This window comes from Streptomyces sp. NPDC086549 (assembly GCF_044746205.1).
Lineage (GTDB): Bacteria > Actinomycetota > Actinomycetes > Streptomycetales > Streptomycetaceae > Streptomyces.
Genome location: NZ_JBIVBS010000004.1, coordinates 172,704 through 193,208, shown reverse-complemented (window position 1 = coordinate 193,208; position 20,505 = coordinate 172,704). Strand labels below are relative to the sequence as shown.

Here is a 20,505-nt window from a genome sequence, read left to right as displayed (position 1 = left end):
GCCTCGTATTGCCAGGCCATGACGCAAGTAAGAGGAAGCGTTCCGGCTCCGGAAACGGCAGGTGTCCGGAGCCGGAACTCAGCGCTTACTGCACGTCGACGAAGTCACCCGTGGCGTTGACCGCCGGGGTGGTCGAGGTGCCCGCGAAGGAGTAGCGGTAGTAGCCGTCGACCGACGCGGTGGTCGTGGTCTTCAGGTAGCCCGTCGAGTCCGACTTGATGGTCTTCAGCGTGGTGTAGGTGCTGGAGCCCGCCTTGCGGAACTGGAGCGCGACCGACTGGTTGGTGTAGCCGTGGTACTCGTGGTCCTCCCAGTTGGCACGGGACAGCTTGCCCGTGACCGTGATGGTCTTGCCCTTCTTCACCGGCTCCGGCGAGGCGTTGACCGTCAGCTTGGAGTAGCGCTGGACATTGGTGGCCCCCAGGCCGCTCTGCACGGTGCTGTCGTTGGTGCTGTACTGGATGGCCAGCGCGCCGCCCGACCAGGTGCCGGCGTCGGAGTTGATCAGCTCGTCGTCACCGGGGTAGATGTCGATGAGGCCCGTGCAGGTGGCGGTCGTCGACGAGGTGGCGGTGCAGTCGGCCGGGGCGTCGCCGAACAGAACGTTGTCCGCCGTCTCGGGCGAGGAGCCCTTGTAGATGAAGGGGCCGTTGGCGAAGTCGTCGGAGCTGATGTCGTAGTTGGCCCCGTGGGTCAGCGTGTAGGTGACCGTGGTGGAGACGTGGTTGGTCGTACCCACCTTGATCGCGCTGGCGATCTTGAAGTCCGAGAAGCTGACACCCAGGTCGGCCGCCGTGGAGGCGGTGAACGCGGACTTACCGGAGGCGGAGAGCGCCTTCACGGCCTCCGTCTTGTAGGACGGGGCGTCGGCGGCGTGCGCGGCCGGCACGACAAAGGCGGAGAGGGCCAGGGCGCCGGAAGCGGCGGCCACAGTGGCACGAATGCGCATGCGTTCCCCTGCATGGAGAGGGGCCCCGACGGCGGTCGTACCACACGACTCGTCGACGCCGCGGGGCCCAGGTGATCATGGAGTCTGTTGACTCGAATGATCAGATCCACGGTGACTGGAAATGGTTGTACGGAAGTTGAAGATTGAGCCAGTTAATTTCGAACGACCGGACAACGGGCCGAACGGTCCTCAGTCGAACCAGCGGTCCCGCGCCAGTTCCTCCGTCCGGGACGGGTCCTCCAGAAGTGCCGCGACCTCGAAGCGGCGCGGCCACTGACCGGCCGCCCAGGCCAGACCGGCGGCCACGCCCTCCAGGGTGGCGGCGTGCAGGACGCCGTCGTTCGTCAGCCGCCAGTCGATCTCCACGCCGTCGACGACGAGCTCCTCGTGCTCGACGTACGTCTCCGGGGTGCGCGGGCCGAGCAGCACCCGCACCGGCTCCGGCACGTCGTGCTCGGCGCCCTCGGAGTCGACGGAACCGGTGACGGACTCACTCAGCCGCCGGACCTGGAACAGCTCGGCGAGCTCGGCGGCCCGGGACGGCCGTACGGGCAGCAGCGGCACACCCTCGGTGAACGGCAGCAGGTCGGGCGAGTCGACGACCACGGCGTCGGCCGCGTCCACGACCGTCACCCGCCCGTCCACCATGGCCCGCAGCTCGTCCGGCAGGGTCACCTGCTCGGGGTCTAGCTCCGCCAACGCGCTGTACAGACCGTGCAGCTGCGCGGACGAGACCCGGCGCTCCGGGTCGGCGAGCCGGTCGAGCAGCTCGGCGGCGCCACCGGGCTCGTCGAGCAGCGCGGCGACGGAGGTGCGCACCCCGAGGGCCCGCAGCACCTGCTCGTCCTCGAACCCGGTGGCGTCGGCCTCGTCGTACAGCCCGCGCAGCAGCGGGTCGCCACCGGCCGCCAGCAGACCGGCGGGCCGGCGCCCGTCCAGCACCGGGTGCCCGCGCAGCCACCACGCCGTGTACGGCCGTACGACCTCGTGCGTGCCGTCCGGCAGCAGGATCCGCAGCGACTGGGTGAGCGCGTCGCGCAGCGGCGGTCGGGCGAGCAGGGCGAGGGCCTGCGGCCAGTGGTCGTCGTCGACCAGGTCCAGGTCGCGCACGGCGACCAGTTCGGTGGCCACCGGCGGCACCGGGCTGTCCGGGAAGCGGTCGAGGATGTCCTCGCACCACACGTCCACGGCGTCGAGGAGTCCGGCGTCGTCGGGCTCCGCGAAGTCCCCCTCGCGGGGCTCCAGCTCGTCCGGGTCGAGGACGACGTCCGTGGCCCGGACGAGGGCGAAGTCGGCGAGGACACCGCACGCGGCCAGCGGCCGCTCGCCCCACTTCTCCGCCAAGTCGGCGTCGACGGCGGCCAGTTCACCCTCACGGATGACCTGTGCGAAGGGGCTTCGGGGGAAGACCAGTTCGCCGGCGGGGGCGAGTTCGCCGTCCTCGTCGGGAAGGGCGAGGGCGCCCAGCCAGGGCTCGTCGCCGGGTTCCAGGCCCGCGTCACGGACGAGGGCGAGGACGGTGTCGGCCAGCTCCTCGGCGTCCGGGGCGTCCTCCTCCCAGCTCACCCCGCCCTCGTCGTCCAGGGAGGCGGCGACGGCGGCGCGCACCTGGGGCGTGGTGAGGACGGCGCGGGGGGTCGCGGGCAGGGCACCGAGCTTCTCCAGGAGCGGATGGGCGGCGTCCGGATGGGCGACCTTCAGGCCGAGCCGGGCGAGGATCTCCGGGTCGATACGGGTCTCGTCCGCGGTGGGCAGCAGGACCTGGCGGGGCCCGATGGTGGTCCGCCCGTCGGCGAGCGGCACGGGCAGGCCGGACAGCCGGTCCGGGTCGACCCCGGCAAGGCTGTCGTAGAGCCGGTGCCACCAGTCCGGGTCCTTCTCCAGGCCGGCCAGCCGGTCGATCACGTCGGCGAGCGGGAGGCGGGCGACGCCCAGCGTGCGCAGCTCGACCCGGCGTTCGAGGCCGGCGGGCAGCAGGGTGGGCAGGACTTCGGCCAGGACGCGGACGGTGTCGGCGCCCGCGCCCTCGACGACCTCGGCGTCACGGGGGCGCAGGACGTCGGGGAGGTCCTCGGCGCCCTCGCCCGCGGGCTCGACGGCCGGCGGGAGGAAGGCGGTGCGCGGGAGCCGGTCGAGGACCGCCTGGCGGAGCGCGCCGTCGAGCTCGCCCTTGCCCAGGGGGCCGGGCACGAGGTCGACGATGCCGTCGCTCACCGGGCGCCATTCCGCGAGGAGTTGGGCGTACGCGTCCGCCGCGCGCTGCACCAGGAAGTCGGTCAGCGGGCCGGGGGCGGCATGGCGGCGGGTGGTGTCCAGCGGGAAGGAGGCGATGAGCAGGGCGGGCACGCCGAGGGGCTCGTCGCTGGGGGTCGGGGCGTGGACGACGGGGGTGGTGCGGGGGTGGACGGGGCTGCCGTAGGCGTCGACGGGTACGGCCCAGGTGACCGACCAGTGAGGGCGCAGCCGCTCCTCCACCGGGCGGTCGGTGAGGAGGTCCGGGGTGAGCGCGCCGTGCGCGACGGAGGTACGCCAGTGGGTGACGCCGTCGCGGGAGTCCTCCACGATCGTGAAGGGGCCGTCGGTGCGGCGGCTGAGCGTGCGGGGGGTCTCGCCGTTGATCTCGACGACCACTTCCTCCAGGCCGGGCAGGGCGAGGAGGAGGGCGTCGTCGATCCCCTGCAGGAGGCGCTCCGCGAGGTCGGTGGCGGCCGTGTCGCGCAGCGGGAGGATGACGACCGTGTCGTACGGGTCCGGGGCGGTGCCCTCGGCGGCGAACGGGAGGCGCAGGAGGGGGACGTGTCCGTCACGCCGGCGGATCTCGTCCCCCAGCCCCGGGCTGTGGCGGGCGGTGTCGGAGGCGAGCTCGCGGGCCTCGGCGAGGGACCAGCGGACGCCGCCGTGCCGGCCCACTACCGCGGGCTCGTCGGTGACGGCGAGTACGGCGGCGAAGCCGACGCCGAAGCGGCCGACGGCCCCGTGGGCTTCGTGGGTCTCGTGGGCCTCTCGTTTCGCGGAGGCGCGGAGGGTGGAGAGCGACTCGACGCCGGCCGCGTCCAGGGGGGCGCCGGTGTTGGCGGCGGCCAGGACGCCGTCGCGGAGGGTGAGGCGGAGGCGGCCGGGTGTCTTCGCCCGGGCGGCGGCGTCGGCGGCGTTCTGGGCGAGCTCGACCACGAGTCGGTCCCGGTAGCCGCCGAGGACCAGGTCCTCCTCGGCGTTGGCGTCCTCGCGGAAGCGGGCGGGGCTGGTGGCCCAGGCGTCGAGGACACCGCGACGCAGGCGGGCGGTCCCGAACGGGTCGGCGCCTTCTGCGGCCGGCCGCACGAACTTGCTCACGTTGACTCTCCTCATCGGCGTGACTGTGAAGGTACCGTGTCGCTGCTGCTGGGGCTTGGGGGTGACGTGCTCGCCCCCCCCACCCGCCCGACTCGGTGGGCCGAGAGGCCCCGCCACGGGGCTCCGCCCCCGGCTTTTGCCCACCCGCCCACCCGACTCGGTAGGCCAAGAAGTGACCGCCACAGGGCTCCGCCCCGGACCCCGGCGAGGACTGCGTCCCGGCTTTTGCCCACCCGCCCGCCCGACTCGGTAGGCCAAGAAGTGACCGCCACGGGGCTCCGCCCCGGACCCCGGCGAGGACTGCGTCCCCTGCACCCCTCGCGGGCCTTCACCCGCGCACCCCCACAGACGCGTCCCGCTCACTCGCCGGTCCGCACCGTCCAGCCTGTCCGGCGTTTGAGGACGAGGCCGTTCAGGCCGAAGCGGGGGGCCGGGGGCGCCGGCCCCCGGGACCGTTGTCGCAGGCCGGTCGTACAGCCGCCCGCTACGAGTGACCCAGCTCCGCCGCGTCCTCGTCGGAGGCGGCCGGTACCGAGCCGGAGTCGGGGGCCGGGCGGAGGGGGAAGGGGTCCACCCTCGTTTCGTCGATGACCGGGGCCGCCGGCTGGGGCGGCTTGGGCATGACCGCGGCCTCCGAGTGGCCGCCGCAGCCGTACGTGAGCGACACGACACGCCCGTCGGCCGGGGAGAACTCGTTCGCGCACAGGCCGAAGGCCTGGCCGAGGGAGCCGCCGAGGGGGACCAGGAAGCCGCAGGTGACGCAGGACGCGGGGGCCGCCTGGGCCATGGGGGTCTTGGCGCCGAACGCGTCGTCCCAGCGGTCTGCGGCGGTGTGCAGGCCGTAGCGGGAGAGGACTCGGGCGCGGCGCATGCCGAGTTCCTCGGCCACCGAGGCGATCGAGCCCCGGGAAGGTGTCGTGGGCAGCGTGGCCGGGGCTACGGGAGTGACCTCCGCGTCCTCCGCCTCCGCCAGTTCCGCCATCTCGTGCGACACGGGGGAGCTCGGCAGGGGCTCGTCCTCGCCGGAGTAGCCCGGCTCCAGGCGGAGGTCCTCCGCGTCCGTCGGGAGGAGGTCGCCGGGGCCCATGTCGCCGGGGCGCAGCCGCTCGCTCCACGGCACCCATTCCGGGGCGAGGAGCGCGTCGGAGCCCGGCAGCAGGACGACCTCGTCCAGCGTCACCACCTTCGCGCGGGACGCCCGGGCAACGGTCGCCGCCCAGCGCCAGCCCCGGTATCCGAGTTCCTTGCACTCGAAGAAGTGCGTGACAACGCGGTCCCCCTCGGACACCAGGCCCACGTGCTCGCCGACCACACCGGGGGCGGCGGCCTCCTCGGCCGCGGCACGGGCGAGGTCGACCGCCTCGGCGCACAGGCGGTCGGGGGTGCGGCTTCGCGTTGTCGCTGCGCTCACAGGTATCGCTTCTCTCCTACGCCGTCTCACGGGTGCGCCTGCCTCCGGCGGTGGGGCGGACGGAGCGGACCTGTGGGCCGCATCGACGTCCGCGTCCGATCGCTCTCGGGCGCACCTCTGCCATCCATTCTGCGGGATGGCTGAGATACGCACGCTACCTGTTCGAGTGCGCTCGGCCTACACCGACGGGACTCATTCGCCGCTTCCCGGTGTCGATTCCCGGTTCCGCGGCCCCTCGGACCCGCCCCCGCAACGCCTCGTAACCGCTCGCGCGGCGCCTGATTGCCGCCCGGCCGCCCGACTCGCTCGGCTGCAAAGTGCCCTACGGACAACGTTCTCAGTGCACTATGAACGTCGTGGCAGCCGCAAGGTCGTCCCAGGACGCCACCGGGGTCGGTGGGGTCAAGGGGAGCAGTCGAGGTGGCGGTGCGGGCCGGATGCGCGGTGCCGTCCGCTCCGTCGGCCGTGCCCTGCACTTCCCGGTCACCGGCACCGCCCGCGGCATCCGGAAGGCGACCCACGCGCACGGCGCGGGGGAGTCCGGACTCGGCAAGCTGATCGAACTGCACGCCGTGAACGGCGCCGGCGACGTCATGGTCACCGTCGCCCTCGCCTCCACCGTCTTCTTCTCGGTGCCGACCGACGAGGCCCGCGGCCGCGTCGCCCTCTACCTCGCCATCACCATGGCCCCCTTCACGGTCCTCGCGCCCGTGATCGGCCCGCTCCTCGACCGTCTGCCGCACGGCCGCCGCGCCGCGATGGCCGGCGCGATGTTCGCCCGCGCCCTGCTCGCGCTGATCATCTCGGGGGCCGCCGCCAGCGGCAGCCTGCAGCTGTACCCGGCCGCGCTGGGGGTGCTCGTGGCCTCGAAGGCGTACGGGGTCGTGCGGAGCGCGGTCGTGCCCCGGCTGCTCCCGCCCCCGATGTCCCTCGTGAAGGCGAACTCCCGGGTCACCCTCGGCGGGCTCCTCGCCACCGGCATCGCCGCGCCCGTCGGTGCGGGACTGCAGGCCATCGGGTCGAGCTGGCCGCTCTACGGCGCCTTCCTGATCTTCGTGGCGGGTACGTTCCTCTCCTTCTCCCTGCCGCCGAAGGTCGACTCGGCCAAGGGCGAGGACTTCGCGTTGCTCGCGGCCGACGAGGAGCATCTGCACGGGCCGCACCGCAAGCCGGTGAAGCGCCCGGGGCTGCGCACGGTCGGTCCGGCCGTCACCCACGCCCTCGGCGCCAACGCCTCCCTGCGCTGCCTCTCCGGCTTCCTGATCTTCTTCCTCGCGTTCCTGCTGCGTGAACACCCGCTGACCGGCGAGAGCGCGGCGGTGTCCATGGGGATAGTGGCCGTCTCGGCGGGCGTGGGCAACGCGCTCGGCACGGCGGTCGGGGCCTGGCTGCGGTCACGGGCACCGGAGATCATCATCGTGACCGTGGTCGCGGTGGTGCTCGGCACGGCGGTCGTCGCGGCGTTGTTCTTCGGCGCGTTCCTGGTGGCCTGCCTGGCCGCGGTCGCCGGGTTCGCGCAGGCTCTCGCCAAGCTGTCCCTGGACGCGCTGATCCAGCGGGACGTGCCGGAACTGGTCCGTACGTCGGCGTTCGCGCGCTCCGAGACGATGCTGCAGATGGCGTGGGTGTTCGGCGGCGCGGTCGGCATCGTGATGCCGCTCAACGGCACGCTGGGCCTGGCCGTGGCCGCCGTGATCGTGGCCATCGGCTGGCTGACCACCCTGCGCGGGCTGCTGAGCGCGGCACGCCAGGGCGGCCGGGCACGACCGCGAGTGGCGTAACTGGCGTAACGAACCGGGCACGCCGCACCCCACGTAGGGGGACGGCCCGGGGGGCCCGATAGCCTTCGACCATGACCACGATGCAATCCGTTGTGCGACGCCGCCGCGCCGTCGCCGCCGCCGGCGCCGTTTCCGCCGGACTGCTCGTTCTGTCGGCCTGCGAGAAGCCGAGTCCGATCGCGACGATCACCGTCGGCACCAGCTCGGTCAACTCCGAGGCGACCTGCTACAACGACGGCAACGCCTTGGACACGGCCTCCCTGGCCAAGTGTCTGAAGGACACCGACATCAAGTCCATCACGGTGGACCCCGACGAGACCGTCCGCTTCGGCGTCGACCCGAAGATCGCGGACAGCGGCTGGACGATCCTGATGAACGGTCAGCCGCTCACCGACTCCAGCAAGAAGACGTACCGCACCATCCCGGGCAGCGTGTTCTTCAATGCCCAGTACGGCGCCCAGGGCAACTCGACCCTGGTTTCCGTCAAGCAGGGCGAGAAGGACGTCCAGGGCCTGTGGTCCTTCAAGCTGAAGAAGAGCAGCTCCTGACCACGTCTTCCATGCGTGTGCTCGTGGCCACCGCGGTCCCCGCCGAACGGGACGCGGTGGCTCGGGCGTTCACCGGGCCGGTACGTGAGCTGGTGCTCCCCGGGGTGGTGCTCCGACGGACCGCCGGAGCGTACGACCTCCTCGCCGCCGGTGTCGGCCCGGCCCTCGCCGCCGCCTCCACCGCCACGGCGCTCACCGCCGCCGCCCTGGAAGGCGCCCCCTACGCCCTGGTCGTCTCCGCCGGGATCGCCGGCGGTTTCCAGCCCGGGGCCCCCGTGGGCTCCCTGGTCGTGGCCGACGAGATCACCGCCGCCGATCTGGGCGCCGACACGCCCGACGGCTTCCTTCCGGTCACCGAGCTGGGCTTCGGGACCGTCAGCCACCGTCCGCCGAAAACACTCGTACGAGACGTCGCCGCCGCGGCCGGAGCGCGCACGGGAGCCGTACTCACCGTCTCGACCGTGACCGGCACGGCCGCCCGCGCGGCCGAACTGCGCGCCCGTCACCCCGGTGCCCTCGCCGAGGCCATGGAGGGCTTCGGGGTGGCCGAGGCGGCCGCCGCGCACGGCGTGCCCGTCCTGGAGGTGCGCGCGGTGTCCAATCCCGTCGGCCCGCGTGACCGCGCCGCCTGGCGTATCGGCGACGCCCTCGCGGCCCTCACCGAGGGCTTCGGGAAGCTCTCGCCGGTACTGGAGAGTTGGAACCCACATGAGCCGAATGAGCCCACTGAGCCCCACGAGTCCCCTGAGCCCTGAGAGCCGTCCGGTGCGGATCGCGTACTCCCCCTGCCCCAACGACACGTTCGTCTTCGACGCCCTCGCCCACGGCCGCGTCCCCGGCGCGCCCGCGCTCGACGTGACGTTCGCGGACATCGACATCACCAACGGAATGGCCGAGCGCGGCGAGTTCGACGTACTGAAGGTGTCGTACGCGGTGCTGCCGTACGTCCTCGACGAGTACGCGCTGCTGCCGTGCGGGGGCGCGCTGGGCCGGGGCTGCGGGCCGCTGGTGCTGACGCGCGAGGCGGGGACCGACCTGACGGGCCGTACGGTCGCCGTGCCCAGCGAGAAGTCGACCGCCTACCTGCTCTTCCGCCTGTGGGCGGCGGACACGCTGCCCGGCCGGGTCGGTGAGATCGTCGTCATGCCGTTCCACGAGATCATGCCGGCCGTGCGGGACGGGAAGGTCGACGCGGGGCTGGTGATCCACGAGGCGCGCTTCACGTACCAGAACTACGGGCTGCACAAGCTGGCGGACATGGGCGAGCACTGGGAGGACACGACCGGGCTGCCGATTCCGCTGGGCGCGATCATCGCCAAGCGGTCGCTGGGCGCGGACACGCTGCGGCTGCTCGCCGAGTCCATCCACACGTCCGTGCACGCGGCCTGGGACGACCCCGAGGCCTCCCGCCAGTACGTCATGGAGCATGCCCAGGAAATGGATCCGGCCGTCGCCGACCAGCACATCGGGCTGTACGTCAACGAGTTCACGTCGGATCTCGGCGAGGACGGATACGCGGCGGTCAGGGGTCTGCTGACGCGTGCGGCGGCCGAGGGACTCGTCCCGCCCCTCGGCCCGCAAGCGCTCGATTTCGTGTGAGCGGCTATACGTCCAGCTGATCGGCGACGGCCCGGAGCAGACCGGCGATCTTCTTGCCGGCGGCCTTTTCGGGGTACCGGCCGCGTTCCAGCATCGGCGTGATGTTCTCCAGGAGGGTCGTCAGGTCCTGCACGATGGAGGCCAGTTCGTCCGGCTTCTTGCGCTGGGCGGCCGCGACCGAGGGCGTCGGGTCGAGGACCGTGACGGAGAGAGCCTGGTCGCCGCGCTGGCCGGCGACCACTCCGAACTCCACGCGCTGCCCCGGCTTGAGCGCATCGACTCCGGCGGGGAGAACAGAGGAATGGACGAAGACGTCACCGCCGTCGTCGCGGGAGAGAAAGCCGAAGCCCTTCTCGCTGTTGAACCACTTGACTTTGCCGGTAGGCACGTCTGTCCTCGTCCTCGTACTCGTCGGAAAACTGCTTCGGAAACGGCTCTTGATAGCACTAGAGCGGGTCGTCGACGACCCGCCGGTACCCAGGCTAATGGTCTTGGGGCGGGTGACAAGACGTCGCCCGGTTGTTCCTTCGGGCTGGGAACTACCCTGGTCCGGTGCGTGACAAAACCCAAACGAATTCCGCCGGGCCCGGCGACGGACTGATCCGTGCCGGTGCCATCGTGTTCTTCATCGGTGCCGTGGCCACTCTCGTCACCGTGGCACCGCTGTTCCTCGGGGCGAAGCCTTTTCCGACGTACATGTTCGGCCTGAGCATGCTGATGGGCGTCGGCTTCCTCGTCGCGGGCGCGGGGCTGCTCCGGTCCATCTCGGCGGGCCGCCGTCAGGCGCGCGCCGACTCCCGGTAGCCGGTCAGCCACTGCGGGAACGCGGCCAGGTCGTCGAGGACGACGTCCGCGCCCGCCGTGCGCAGTTCCTCCGCGTCGCACGGTCCGGTGACGACGGCGACCGACAGGGCTCCGGCGGTACGGGCGCCGCGCACGTCCCCCACATGGTCCCCGACGTACACATGGGCCCCGTGCTCGCGCAGGGCATCCGCCTTCTGCTCCGCCCACAGGTCGCCGACGACCACGTCCGGCTCCAGGCCGAGGTGGGACAGGTGCAGCTTGGCGTTGGGCTCGTACTTCGCGGTGACCACGATGGCCCGCCCGCCGGCCGCCTGGACCGCCGTGATCGCCTCCCGGGCACCGGGCATCGCGGGCGTCGCGGCGACGGCGATGGCCGGGTACATCGCGCGGTACAGGTCGCTCATCGGCCCGACCTGCTCGGCCGGGAACCAGTTGACCAGCTCCTCCGCGAGCGGCGGCCCGAGCCGCGTGATCGCCAGATCGGCGTCGATGTACGTCCCCGTCCGCTCGGACAGCGCCAGGTAGCAGGCGTGGATGCCGGGCCGGGAGTCGATCAGGGTCATGTCGAGGTCGAACCCGACGGTCAGCGCGGAAGAAGTCATATGGGTCATTGTGCCCAGGCGGTACGGCGTCCAGGCAGCGCGGGACTGTGAGGTGGGCGACCCCACCGGGCCCAGGTCTGGCCCAGGTCTGACTCAGGTCTCACCCCGGTCTGACCCAGGTCTGGCCCAGGCCTGACTCAGGTCCCGTCGGACTAGCCGCGGCGCTGGGAGCGCCAGACCAGGTAGAGGGCCGAGGCCACGGCGGCGCCGCGCACGACCCATGGCCAGGTCTCGGCGACGGCGGCGTTCATATGTCCCTGGGCGATGGGGGTGCCCCAGCGGCCCTCGTTCCTCCCCCAAAGCCAGACCACTCCCGCCGCCAGCGCCAGTCCGGGCATGCCCATGACCGCCCACTTGGTCTCCAGCGGGGTCAGACGGCGCGAGCCGTACGCGATGAGCCAGCCCAGGATGAGCCCGAACCAGTTGCCGAGGACGGCACCCGCGACGAGCAGCCCGGCGGCGAGCAGGAGGAGGGGGTTGGTCCAGCCGGCAGCCGGCCGGGGCAGGGCGAGCCGACGGCGCCGGGCGGGGGCGGCGGCAGCGGCGTCGGCGTCCGGTTCGGCCGGCCCGGTCTCCTCTTCCCTTTCCTTCTCCTTCGTGTCCCGCGTGTCCCGCGTGTCCCGCGTGTCCCGCTCCGGTGGCTTCTCCTTCAGCGGCGGCTTGAGCAGCTCCGGGATCTCCACACCGCCGACGAACCCCGGCACGCTGTCGCCCTCCCCGAACGGGCTGCTGTCCATCCGCCACCAGTCCGGCCGCAACGCGCTGTCGCCGAGCTCGTGCTCTCCGGCCAGATGCGGCGGGGACGGCGCGTCCGAGCGGGCGGGCGGCTCCGGTTCGGCGGGGCGCGGCCGCGGTACGACCCGGCGCAGCCGCTTCGGCTCGGGGCCGGGCCGCGCCGGCTGTACGGGCACGGAGGCGGGCGGCGCCGACGGCGCACCGGCGGTGCCCCCCGCGGCCGCGACGACCTCGTCCGGGGTGCCCAGGCGGGCGATGATGCGGCGGACGGCGGCGGGGCTGTCGACGGAGACCTTGGCGCGGTGCCGGTCGATCTCGTTCCGCAACTCCGAGACCAGGCGCATCCGGTCGGACGACGGCAACTGCCGCTGCTGCGCCACATCGCCGACGCGGCTCAGATACTCGTAGACGACCTGGTCGCTCTCGATACCCACGAAGTCCCCTCCGGGGCTGACATGTTGTTACCCGGCGGGACGAAGGTAGCGCAGGTCGGCACCGGCCAGCCCGTCCGGCTCCGGGCACGAGGCACCCCCACCGGGCCGTACCTCATCGGCGAAACCGCCGGGGGCGACCCGCTACCGTGGGTCAGATGAGCACCGAGGACCGTCCGGCGCCCCGCTCCCTCGCGGAGGCGCTCCGCGCCAGGGACGACGCCTCCCTGGCCGCGCTCCTGCGCAGCCGCCCCGACCTCATCACCCCCGTCCCCACCGACCTCACCCAGCTCGCCACCCGCGCCGGAACCCGTTCCTCGGTCCTGCGCGCCCTGGAGCGCCTGGACCGCTTCGCGCTGCAGACGGCGGAGGCGCTGGCGGTGGCGGCGGACCCGGCGACATACGCCGAGCTGCTCGGCCTGATGGCCGGGGACGCCGGTGAGGCGGACGATCCGGCCGTGGCCGCCGCCCTTCCCCGCGCCCTGTCCACCCTCCGCGAGCAGGCCCTGGTGTGGGGCGACGACGACCGTCTCCGCCTGGTCCGCACGGCCCGTGAGGTGCTGGCCCCGTCGCCGCAGCACCCGTCCCCGACGGGCCTGGGCCCGACCGTGCAGGAGGCGACCGCGGGCATGTCGCCGGGCCGGATCCAGGAGATCGTGGCGACCGCGGGCCTGCCCTCGACGCACGACGCGGTCTCCGCCGCGGCCTCGTTGACCGCCCTGTTCAGGGACCGGAAGAGGATGGCCGCGCTGCTCGCCGAGGCGTCCGAGGAGTCCCTCGACGTCCTGACCCGGCTGGTCTGGGGCCCGCCGTACGGCCAGGTCACCCACGACCCGGCGCCCCGTCTGCGCTGGCTGCTCGACCGCGGCCTGCTGCTGCCGACGTCGCCCGGCACGGTCGTACTCCCCCGGGAGGTCGCCCTGCACCTGCGCGAGGGCCGTGCCCACCGCGCGCCCGAGGCCGTACCGCCCGCCGTCGAACCGGCCGCGACGCACGCTCCGCGGATGGTGGACGCGACCGCGGCCGGCCAGGCGTACGGCGCCCTCGCGACCGTCGAGGAGCTGCTGAAGGACTGGGACGAGGGCGGCCCGGCGGTGCTGCGGGCGGGCGGCCTGAGCGTCCGGGACCTGAAGCGGACCGCCGTCGCGCTCGACGTGCCCGAGCCCGTCGCCGCCTTCTGGGTCGAGCTCGCCTACGCGGCGGGCCTGCTGGCCTCGGACGGCGAGGCCGACGAGCGGTACGCGGCGACCCCGGCCTACGACGAGTGGCTGGAGCAGCCCCCGGCCGAGCGCTGGGCCCGGCTCGCCGAGGCGTGGCTGACGGCAACCCGGACGCCGGGTGTGGTCGGCGGGCGGGACACGAAGGACCGTGTGCTGTCGACACTCGGGCCGGGACTCGACCGTTCCGCCGCGCCCGAGGTGCGTCACCGCGTCCTGTCCCTGCTGGCCGCTCTCCCGGAGGGCGCGGCCCCCGCCCCCGACTCCGTGCTGGCCCGCCTGCGCTGGGAACGCCCCCTGCGCGGCCCCCAGCGCGACGACGACCTGCGCTCCCGTCTCGCCCAGTGGACCCTCTCGGAGGCGGAACTGCTGGGTGTCACCGGACGCGGGGCGCTGTCCGCCCAGGGCAGGGCGCTCCTCGGAGCACCGGCGCCGGGCCGTCCCGCGCAGGGCCCGGCGGCCGCCGAGCCGGTCGGTCCCGGCGACAAGCTCCCCGCCCACCACCATCACCACCGCGCGCCCGCGCCCCACGAGTCCCTCTCCCCGTCCGAACAGGCGGTGGCCTCCACCGCGGCCGCCCGTCTCCTCGCCCCGCTCCTGCCCGAGCCGCTGGACCACGTGCTGCTCCAGGCGGACCTGACGGCGGTGGCGCCCGGACCGCTGGAGCGCCCGCTGGCCGACATGCTGGGGGTGCTCGCGGACGTGGAGTCGAAGGGTGGCGCGACGGTCTACCGGTTCACCCCCGCCTCCGTACGCCGTGCCCTCGACGCCGGCCGCACGGCCTCCGACCTGCACGCCTTCCTGGCCGCGCACTCCCGCACACCGGTCCCGCAGCCGATGGCGTACCTGATCGACGACGTGGCCAGGAAGCACGGCCATCTGCGCGTGGGCGCGGCCTCCGCCTATGTGCGCTGCGACGACGACGCCCTCCTGAACGAGATCCTCGCCGACCGGCGTGCGGCCGCCCTGCTCCTGCGCCGCCTGGCCCCGACGGTGCTGGCCGCGCAGGCCGATCCGGCAACGCTCCTGGAGGGGCTGCGCGCGATGGGCTACGCCCCCGCCGCCGAGTCCGCCGAGGGCGACGTCCTGATCACCCGTGCCCACGCCCACCGCACCCCGCCCCGCACGGCGCCCGAACCGGTCCCGGAGGGCCCGCCCACCCCGGACGGCACGCTCCTGTCGGCCGCGATCCGTGCCATCCGGGCGGGCGACCTCGCCGCCACGACCCCGCGCAAGACCGCTGGCGCCCCGGCCGCGAGCGGCGACCTGCCCCGGACCAGCTCCGCCGAGACCCTCGCCACCATGCAGGCAGCGGTCCTCACCGGCGAGGCCCTGTGGATCGGCTATGTGAACGCCGAGGGCGCCGCGAGCCAGCGCGTCATCGCCCCCGTCCGTGTGGAGGGCGGCTTCGTGACGGCGTACGACCACACGGCGGACGAGGTGCGGACGTATCCGCTGCACCGGATCACGGGGGTGGCGGAGCTGGCGGACGAGTGATCCCGCGGCCGGCCCTGATCGTCGGCCGGTAGGGCACACTGGACGTTTGGCCGATGAAACGGCCGTAGGGAAAGGGTGCCGCGCGTGAATGGTCCGCTGATCGTCCAGTCCGACAAGACCCTGCTCCTGGAGGTCGACCACGAGCGGGCCGACGACTGCCGTCGGGCCATCGCTCCGTTCGCCGAGCTGGAGCGGGCGCCCGAGCACATCCACACCTACCGGGTGACGCCGCTGGGGCTGTGGAACGCGCGGGCGGCCGGGCACGACGCCGAGCAGGTCGTGGACGCGCTGGTGGAGTACAGCCGCTACCCGGTGCCGCACGCGCTGCTGGTCGACATCGCCGAGACGATGGACCGGTACGGGCGGCTGACGCTCAGCAAGCACCCGGCGCACGGGCTGATCCTGACCTCCACCGACCGCCCGGTCCTTGAGGAGATCCTGCGCTCCAAGCGGATCATCCCGCTGGTCGGCGCCCGGATCGACCCCGACACCGTCGTCGTGCACCCCTCCGAGCGGGGGCAGATCAAGCAGACGCTGCTGAAGCTGGGCTGGCCGGCCGAGGACCTCGCCGGGTACGTGGACGGCGAGGCGCACCCGATCGAGCTCGCCGAGGACGGCTGGGCGCTGCGTCCGTACCAGAAGCAGGCCGTGGAGAACTTCTGGCACGGCGGCAGCGGTGTCGTGGTGCTGCCCTGTGGAGCCGGGAAGACGCTGGTCGGTGCCGGGTCCATGGCGCAGGCCAAGTCGACCACCCTGATCCTCGTCACCAACACCGTCTCCGCGCGGCAGTGGAAGCACGAGCTGGTGAAGCGGACGAGTCTCACCGAGGACGAGATCGGTGAGTACAGCGGGACGCGCAAGGAGATCCGGCCCGTCACGATCGCCACGTACCAGGTGCTGACGACCAGGCGGAAGGGCGTCTACCCGCACCTCGAACTCTTCGACTCCCGTGACTGGGGTCTGATCGTCTACGACGAGGTCCATCTGCTGCCGGCTCCTGTCTTCAAGTTCACCGCCGATCTGCAGGCGCGCCGGCGGCTGGGGCTGACGGCCACCCTCGTGCGCGAGGACGGCCGGGAATCGGACGTGTTCTCCCTCATCGGGCCCAAGCGTTTCGACGCCCCGTGGAAGGAGATCGAGGCGCAGGGCTATATCGCGCCCGCCGACTGTGTCGAGGTGCGGGTGAACCTCACGGACTCGGAGCGGCTCGCCTACGCCACCGCCGAGGCCGAGGAGAAGTACCGCTTCTGTGCGACCACCGCGACCAAGCGGAAGGTCACGGAGGCGATCGTGAAGCGCTTCGCGGGGCAGCAGATCCTCGTCATCGGCCAGTACATCGACCAGCTCGACGAACTGGGCGAGCACCTGAACGCCCCCGTCATCAAGGGCGAGACCTCCAACGCGCAGCGCGAGAAGCTCTTCGACGCGTTCCGCGAGGGCGAGATCAGTGTGCTGGTCGTGTCGAAGGTCGCCAACTTCTCCATCGACCTGCCGGAGGCGACGGTCGCCATCCAGGTGTCGGGTACCTTCGGCTCCCGCCAGGAGGAGGCCCAGCGCCTCGGCCGTGTCCTGCGCCCCAAGGCCGACGGCCACCAGGCCCACTTCTACTCCGTGGTCGCCCGCGACACCATCGACCAGGACTTCGCCGCCCACCGCCAGCGGTTCCTGGCGGAGCAGGGGTACGCGTACCGGATCGTGGACGCGGACGAGATGCTGGCGGAGGGCTGAGCGACGGGGACCCGGCGCGCCGCTGCGGACCACTGCTGCGCCGAGGTCTCACGGCCGGTCGGCGTAGGTGACCAGGAGCCCGGGATCCGGCTCGCCTCGCAGATCCTCGCGGAGTGCCCGGTCTCCCGGGAGCGACCGCTGCCCGAGGACGCCAGACCCCGCCAGCAGCGCCAGCCCCAGCATCGGATACGGCGCCGCGAGCGGCTGTGCCCACCAGGGCAGCCGTAGGTCCAGGTCGCCCTGGTGCGGCAGCAGCCACATCGTGCGGGCGGTGAAGACCGTCAGGGTCAGGGCCACCAGGCGGGTGCGGCCCTCCGCGAGGAGTACGGCGGTGAGCGGGACGCACCACACCCAGTGGTGGGACCAGCTGATCGGTGAGACGAGCAGGGCGGTGAACGCCGTCAGCAGGATGCCGTGCCGTTCCTCCCCGGCCCCTGCCGCGAGCCACAGTCCCAGCGCCCCGATGGCGGCCGCCGGGAGCAGCCAGGCGAGGCCCGGCGCGGGGTCGCCGAAGACCCGCGCGACCAGCCCTTGCAGGGACTGGTTGTCGACGATCCAGCCCTTGCCCACCCGGCCCGTCTCGTACAGCCGTCTCGTCCAGAAGTCCACGCTGGCCGCGGGGAGCAGCAGCGCGCCCAGCAGGACCGTGCCGCCGAAGGCCGCCGTCGCCGTGGCTGCCTCGCGTCGGCGTCCGGTCAGGAACAGGTAGGCGATGAAGACGGCCGGGGTGAGTTTGATGCCGGCCGCCAGGCCCAGGGCGACGCCCTTGCCCCGGGCGCCCGGCCTGCGGGTGAGGTCCCACAGCACCAGGCAGGTGATCGCCAGGTTGATCTGGCCGAACAGGAGCGTCTGGAAGACCGGTTCGAGCCAGAGGGCCAGGGCGGTGGCGGTGCACAGCAGCGGCACGGGTGCCGTCCGGCCCGCGAGGCGGGCGGAGAGGTGGACGAGACCGGCGAGCAGGAGCGCGTTGCCCGCGAGGAACGCCGCCTTCAGGGCCGGGAGGGCGATCCAGGTCGTCGGGACGAACAGGACCGCCGCGAAGGGCGGATACGTCGCCGGCAGCCGCCACTCGGTGACCGTGAGGCCGTAGAGGTCGCCGCCGTGGGCGACGGCCTCGCCCTCGGCCCGGTAGACCAGCACGTCCGCCATCGGGATGCGTTGCAGGAAGCAGAGGGCGGCGAAGGAGGAGAGGGACGCGGCCAGGAGAAGCAGGGGAAGGGGTGAGAACGTCACCATCCGTTTCGGCACGGATGTGACCTTATGGGGTTACTTGTGGCGTATGCCCGCTTCCTCGCCGTACTCACCGAGGACCACCACGCTGAACGCCGCTTCCGCGAACACCTTGATGGCGCGGAGGGCGCTGCCCAGGCGGTGGTGGTGGACGCCGGCGACGGCGGTGGCGCCGGACGGCCGGGCAGGGACTGGATGGATGGTTGCTGCGCTCATGTCTCCATGGTGGCTCCGGGGCGATGTGATCGGCATCGGTCTGCGGAGCCAACCCGCACCGCCTCCCCGTCCACCCGTGGATGGACCCCTCCCCCTACTCCGGGGCGGCCCCGCCCCCTAGGGGACGAAAATCCATTGGCCCTCGCCCGGCCCACCTCACTAGAATCTCCGCTCTTGCCCGCCTCCCCATCGGAGTGCCGCCGCCCGGCCGGAAACCGGACGGCATCCATGTCGCAGACACGCAGCAGCCCCACCGGAGGCACCCCCTTGTCCACGTCCGCCGGCGACCCCCTCGCCCGTGAGCGCTCCCACCTCGCCGAGTCCCGTGCCGCCCTGCGTGTCATGCGGGAGGACGCCGAGTCGCTCGACATCAGCGACGTCACCGCGAACTGGGTGAACGCCGAGGTCCTGGCCCGCCAGATCGACGAGCGCATCAAGGCGCTGGCCGACCTCAGCGACACCCCGCTGTTCTTCGGCCGCCTCGACTATCTGCACGCTCCGGGCGCCGACCGGGCGGAGGGCGCGGAGGGCGAGAGGTTCTACATCGGACGCCGGCATGTGCACGACCACGACGGCGACCCGATGGTCATCGACTGGCGCGCACCGGTCTCGCAGCCGTTCTACCGGGCGTCCAAGAAGGACCCGATGGACGTCGGGCTGCGCCGCCGCTTCGGATACACCCGCGGGGACATCACGGCGTACGAGGACGAGCACCTCTCCGACCCCGCTGATCCATCGGGGGCCGCCACCACCAGCAAGCTGCTCCAGCAGGAGATCGAGCGCCCCCGCGTCGGTCCGATGCGCGACATCGTGGCCACCATCCAGCCCGAGCAGGACGAGATCGTGCGGTCCGGTCTGTCCGGCACCGTCTGTGTGCAGGGCGGCCCCGGCACCGGGAAGACCGCCGTCGGCCTGCACCGGGTCGCCTACTTGCTGTACGCGCACCGGGAGCGGCTCGCCCGCACCGGCACCCTCGTCATCGGCCCGAACAAGTCCTTCCTGCACTACATCGAGCAGGTGCTGCCCGCCCTGGGCGAGCTGGCGGTGCGGCAGGCCACCGTGGACGACCTGGTCGCCCACGTGGAGGTGCACGGCACGGACGACGCGGCCGCCGCGCTCGTGAAGGGCGACGCGCGCATGGCGGACGTCCTGAGGAAGGCCGTGTACGCGGACGTGACCATGCCGACCGAGCCGGTCGTGGTGGTGCGTGGCTCGCGGCGGTGGCGCGTCCCCGCGTACGAGCTGGAGGAGATCGTGCGGGAGCTGCTGGCCCGGGACATCCGTTACGGCGCCGCCCGCGAGGCCCTGCCGCAGCGCATCGCGCACGCCGTGCTGGTGCAGATGGAGCGGTCGGGAGAGGCGCCCGACGACCGGGTGCAGGACTCCGTCGCCCGCAACAGCGCGGTGAAGGCCGTGGTCAAGGAGATCTGGCCGCCCGTCGACCCGGCGAAGCTGGTGCTGCGGCTGCTGACCGACGCGGACTTCCTCGCCGCGCACGCCGAGGGGATCCTCGACGAGGACGAGCAGAAGACGATCCTGTGGGCGAAGCCGGTGCGCAGCGTCAGGTCCGCCAAGTGGTCGGCCGCGGACGCCGTGCTGATCGACGAGGCCACCGACCTCGTGCAGCGCACGCACTCGCTCGGGCACGTGGTGCTGGACGAGGCGCAGGACCTCTCACCCATGCAGTACCGGGCCGTCGGCCGCCGCTGCACCACCGGCAGCGCGACCGTCCTCGGCGACCTGGCGCAGGGCACCACGCCGTGGGCGACCCGGAGTTGGGACGAGGCCCTGGCCCACCTGGGGAAGTCGGACGGGGTGGTCGAGGAGCTGACCGCGGGTTTCCGCGTGCCGACGGACGTCATCACCTACGCCTCCCTGCTGCTGCCGCACATCGCGCCCGGTCTCACGCCGGTCGCGTCGGTCCGTGAGAACCCGGGCTTCTTCGAGGTCCGTACGATCTCCGACACCGCCGACGTGGTCGCCGCCTGCGCGGAGTTGCTGCGCAACGAGGGCTCCACCGGTCTGATCGCCGCCGACGCCCGCGTCCCGGCCCTCGCCGAGGCGCTCACCGCCGCCGGCATCGGCTACCTGGCCCCCGGCGAGGAGACGACCCGGGAGACCCGGCTGACCCTGGTCCCGGCCTCGCTCGCCAAGGGCCTGGAGTACGACTACGTCGTCCTGGACGAGCCCCGGGCCGTGGTCGACGGCGAACCGGACGAACGCACCGGCCTGCGCCGCCTGTACGTCTCCCTGACCCGAGCGGTGTCGGGCCTGATCGTGACCCACATGGCCCCACTGCCGGAGCAGTTGGGCTGACGGGATCCCCGGCCCTGAGCGGGTCCGGCGAAGTCCGGTGCGGTTCGGCAGCGCCCTGAAGAGGCGCGGGGCTGTATCGATATGCGGCTCCGCCGCGTGGGCGCGACC

General features: G+C 72.9%; 16 protein-coding genes. 8 read left to right on the top strand and 8 right to left on the bottom strand.

Annotated elements, in window-relative coordinates:
• Window positions 1–85: 85 nt before the first annotated feature.
• From ACIPSA_RS15785 to ACIPSA_RS15775, 3 genes are all read right to left on the bottom strand, one after another.
• Entirely contained in the window at window positions 86–949 is an 864-nt protein-coding gene (locus tag ACIPSA_RS15785; protein WP_402634322.1) for a hypothetical protein, read from the bottom strand.
• Window positions 950–1,138: 189 nt separating this feature from the next.
• On the bottom strand, window positions 1,139–4,282 hold the full coding sequence (locus ACIPSA_RS15780) for a sacsin N-terminal ATP-binding-like domain-containing protein (protein ID WP_402634319.1): 3,144 nt from the start codon (window positions 4,280–4,282) through the stop codon (window positions 1,139–1,141).
• 484 nt (window positions 4,283–4,766) lie between these two features.
• A complete protein-coding gene (locus ACIPSA_RS15775; RefSeq protein WP_402634316.1) occupies window positions 4,767–5,693 on the bottom strand; it encodes a DUF3027 domain-containing protein in 927 nt (308 codons plus the stop codon).
• A gap of 356 nt (window positions 5,694–6,049) precedes the next feature.
• Between ACIPSA_RS15775 and ACIPSA_RS15770 the strand changes: the two genes are divergently transcribed.
• The 4 genes from ACIPSA_RS15770 (at window position 6,050) to ACIPSA_RS15755 (ending at window position 9,621) form a co-directional block, all read left to right on the top strand.
• Window positions 6,050–7,474, top strand: a complete 1,425-nt coding sequence (locus ACIPSA_RS15770; RefSeq protein WP_402634313.1) for an MFS transporter — start codon at window positions 6,050–6,052, stop codon at window positions 7,472–7,474.
• A 71-nt stretch (window positions 7,475–7,545) separates the two neighbouring features.
• Entirely contained in the window at window positions 7,546–8,022 is a 477-nt protein-coding gene (locus tag ACIPSA_RS15765; RefSeq protein ID WP_402634310.1) for a DUF2771 domain-containing protein, read from the top strand.
• A gap of 11 nt (window positions 8,023–8,033) precedes the next feature.
• Window positions 8,034–8,777: a futalosine hydrolase gene (locus ACIPSA_RS15760; RefSeq protein WP_402634307.1), complete on the top strand. Its 744-nt coding sequence runs from the start codon at window positions 8,034–8,036 to the stop codon at window positions 8,775–8,777.
• Window positions 8,740–9,621, top strand: a complete 882-nt coding sequence (locus ACIPSA_RS15755; protein ID WP_402634304.1) for a 1,4-dihydroxy-6-naphthoate synthase — start codon at window positions 8,740–8,742, stop codon at window positions 9,619–9,621. Before ACIPSA_RS15760 ends, ACIPSA_RS15755 begins: the two co-directional genes overlap by 38 nt.
• Before the next feature lie 4 nt (window positions 9,622–9,625).
• On the opposite strand, the gene ACIPSA_RS15750 is transcribed toward ACIPSA_RS15755, so the two are convergent.
• On the bottom strand, window positions 9,626–10,009 hold the full coding sequence (locus ACIPSA_RS15750) for a cold-shock protein (protein WP_402634301.1): 384 nt from the start codon (window positions 10,007–10,009) through the stop codon (window positions 9,626–9,628).
• 164 nt (window positions 10,010–10,173) lie between these two features.
• Between ACIPSA_RS15750 and ACIPSA_RS15745 the strand changes: the two genes are divergently transcribed.
• The gene (locus ACIPSA_RS15745; protein ID WP_402634298.1) at window positions 10,174–10,425 is read left to right on the top strand and encodes a hypothetical protein; all 252 of its coding nucleotides are present in this window, start codon (window positions 10,174–10,176) and stop codon (window positions 10,423–10,425) included.
• Here ACIPSA_RS15745 and ACIPSA_RS15740 read toward each other — a convergent pair.
• Both ACIPSA_RS15740 and ACIPSA_RS15735 read right to left on the bottom strand, forming a co-directional pair.
• On the bottom strand, window positions 10,401–11,036 hold the full coding sequence (locus ACIPSA_RS15740; RefSeq protein ID WP_402634295.1) for an HAD family hydrolase: 636 nt from the start codon (window positions 11,034–11,036) through the stop codon (window positions 10,401–10,403). The two genes, ACIPSA_RS15745 and ACIPSA_RS15740, sit on opposite strands and share 25 nt — an antisense overlap.
• A 143-nt stretch (window positions 11,037–11,179) precedes the next feature.
• The gene (locus tag ACIPSA_RS15735) at window positions 11,180–12,196 is read right to left on the bottom strand and encodes a hypothetical protein (protein WP_402634292.1); all 1,017 of its coding nucleotides are present in this window, start codon (window positions 12,194–12,196) and stop codon (window positions 11,180–11,182) included.
• A 155-nt stretch (window positions 12,197–12,351) separates the two neighbouring features.
• On the opposite strand from ACIPSA_RS15735, the gene ACIPSA_RS15730 reads away from it, so the two are divergent.
• Window positions 12,352–14,907: a helicase-associated domain-containing protein gene (locus tag ACIPSA_RS15730; protein ID WP_402634289.1), complete on the top strand. Its 2,556-nt coding sequence runs from the start codon at window positions 12,352–12,354 to the stop codon at window positions 14,905–14,907.
• Window positions 14,908–14,991: 84 nt separating this feature from the next.
• A complete protein-coding gene (locus ACIPSA_RS15725; protein ID WP_402634286.1) occupies window positions 14,992–16,635 on the top strand; it encodes a DNA repair helicase XPB in 1,644 nt (547 codons plus the stop codon).
• A 48-nt stretch (window positions 16,636–16,683) separates the two neighbouring features.
• Here the strand turns inward: ACIPSA_RS15725 and ACIPSA_RS15720 are convergent, their stop codons facing one another.
• Window positions 16,684–17,883 (bottom strand): glycosyltransferase 87 family protein, encoded by a 1,200-nt coding sequence (locus ACIPSA_RS15720; protein ID WP_402634283.1) that lies wholly within the window; start codon window positions 17,881–17,883, stop codon window positions 16,684–16,686.
• Between the two features lie 18 nt (window positions 17,884–17,901).
• Window positions 17,902–18,081, bottom strand: coding sequence for a hypothetical protein (locus ACIPSA_RS15715; protein WP_402634280.1), 180 nt, complete (start codon window positions 18,079–18,081; stop codon window positions 17,902–17,904).
• 228 nt (window positions 18,082–18,309) lie between these two features.
• On the opposite strand from ACIPSA_RS15715, the gene ACIPSA_RS15710 reads away from it, so the two are divergent.
• On the top strand, window positions 18,310–20,397 hold the full coding sequence (locus ACIPSA_RS15710) for a HelD family protein (RefSeq protein WP_402634277.1): 2,088 nt from the start codon (window positions 18,310–18,312) through the stop codon (window positions 20,395–20,397).
• Window positions 20,398–20,505: the final 108 nt, after the last annotated feature.